This is a genomic window from Ruoffia sp. FAM 26255, assembly GCF_045528525.1.
Taxonomy (GTDB): domain Bacteria; phylum Bacillota; class Bacilli; order Lactobacillales; family Aerococcaceae; genus Ruoffia; species Ruoffia tabacinasalis.
Map to the genome: position 1 here is coordinate 1 of NZ_JBGQQX010000114.1, position 1,697 is coordinate 1,697.

Annotated in this window: 2 protein-coding genes and 1 pseudogene; 2 read left to right on the forward strand and 1 reads right to left on the reverse strand. The window is 25.5% G+C overall.

The features are described 5' to 3' along the window. A pseudogene (locus ACEN31_RS11470) lies at positions 1-109 on the forward strand (IS30 family transposase); the annotation flags it as partial. A 4-nt stretch (positions 110-113) separates the two neighbouring features. Here the strand turns inward: ACEN31_RS11470 and ACEN31_RS11475 are convergent. Beyond that, on the reverse strand, positions 114-704 hold the full coding sequence (locus ACEN31_RS11475; RefSeq protein WP_407109473.1) for a helix-turn-helix domain-containing protein: 591 nt from the start codon (positions 702-704) through the stop codon (positions 114-116). A 411-nt stretch (positions 705-1,115) separates the two neighbouring features. On the opposite strand from ACEN31_RS11475, the gene ACEN31_RS11480 reads away from it, so the two are divergent. After that, entirely contained in the window at positions 1,116-1,430 is a 315-nt protein-coding gene (locus ACEN31_RS11480) for a hypothetical protein (RefSeq protein WP_407109474.1), read from the forward strand. Positions 1,431-1,697: the final 267 nt, after the last annotated feature.

Below are 1,697 nucleotides of genomic sequence, written 5' to 3' on the forward strand. Positions count from 1 at the left end.
GATTGCACACAAACGGAACACGATTCCACGGAAATCCTTACACTACCGAACACCGTTGGAAGTATTTTTGAGTTACTTAGATGAAGCAGTTTTGTCTAGCTTAATTTGACAAATCAAAATATTAAAACTACTGAATTTTTATAATTTTCTTTTCCAACATATTGGCTAGCAGATTTCTTAGATTTTTTTATTAAAATTTTATTTATTTTTAAAGGTATGAATTTAATGAAATTAGCATAAAGATGTATTTCATAATTACCCCAATTGTCATTATATAGGAGATATTGGCTAATAACATTGATTTCAGATGTGTTCAATGGTGTATTACTATATAAATTTATAGATTGTTCAATAAATATTCTAAAATGAGTATAAAATATGCTGTCGAAATTCTCTTTTTTTTCGTTTAATTCTTCTAATTTTTTATTCAAAAAGTAAATATCTTCATTTACTAATCCAGGGGCTAAGCTATTTAAAAACTCATATATTGAAACAGAATTGTAAAATGAAGCTAATCTATAAAACTCTTCAGGGCTTACCTTTAACCTTTGAAGTAAAGCAAATAATTTATCAGCTGAAATGCCAGATTTACCAGTTTCAAAATTTGAAAGAAATGGTTGTGAAACAATACCTTTGGCAGTATCTTTTAAAGTTAATTGTTTTTCTAATCGTAAATTTCTGAAAATTGGTCCTAATGATTGCATATGAATTTATCCTTCCCAAATAAATTAAAGTAAAATTAAATTATTAAAATCATAAAATGGTTGCATGATACTATAAAGTTGTTAAAACTCAAGGAGGTGTAAGTATTAAAAGTAAGGCGTTAAAGCTTATTTGTCTGATTTTAGTGTGTTTAATTTCTGTTGATGGGTTTCAAAATGGCCAATTTATACCTACTGATGATGACGAAGTAATAGTGCTCCCAGAATGAGTAATATTGAGGAATAAAGTTTTATTGATTCCACATTAGTATAACTGTTACAGGTTTATTGTTATTTAGTTATCATTGTTATACGATTCAATGATGATATTTGAATTTTGAAATAGAAGGAAAATTCAAAAGTATACATTAACAATTATACTTAAAAATTATATATTTTAAAAGGAGTAAAATAATGAAAAAGAAAATCTTAATAACACTATGTTTTTTATCATTAAATTTTGTGTTACCAAATTATAATATTAACAATGCTACTTTTTATGACAGTAATGTATCTGCTATGGGTTTATATCAAGAAGTTAGAATATATGATTACTACAATGGTGACGCAATTTGGGTTACAGCTGTAAAAAATGGAGTTCAATGTTCAGGATATATTTATCACACACACACACAATTGACATGGTCTGGTTTGAAATATTACTATTTAGGTGAATTGAGACCGGGATCATATGGTCCTAATTCAATTCCAATTAACACTTTAAAATAAAAATCTTAATAAATACTTCTAACAAAGTGTGACTTATAGTATTGTTAACGATAAAAATAATTAAATAAATTATATTTAATTAAGGAGAATTCTGATGTTCGATTATATAAAAGATACGATATTAGAAAATAAGATATTAATCCTGAATAATTCATACTTCTAAATTTTTCGATTAAAAATACATTTTTTGTCGTAATTTTGCTTTGGTTCTAAAATTTATATGTTTTTTGAGATTTTACAGAACATTTTTATCGAGATTCGATTTTT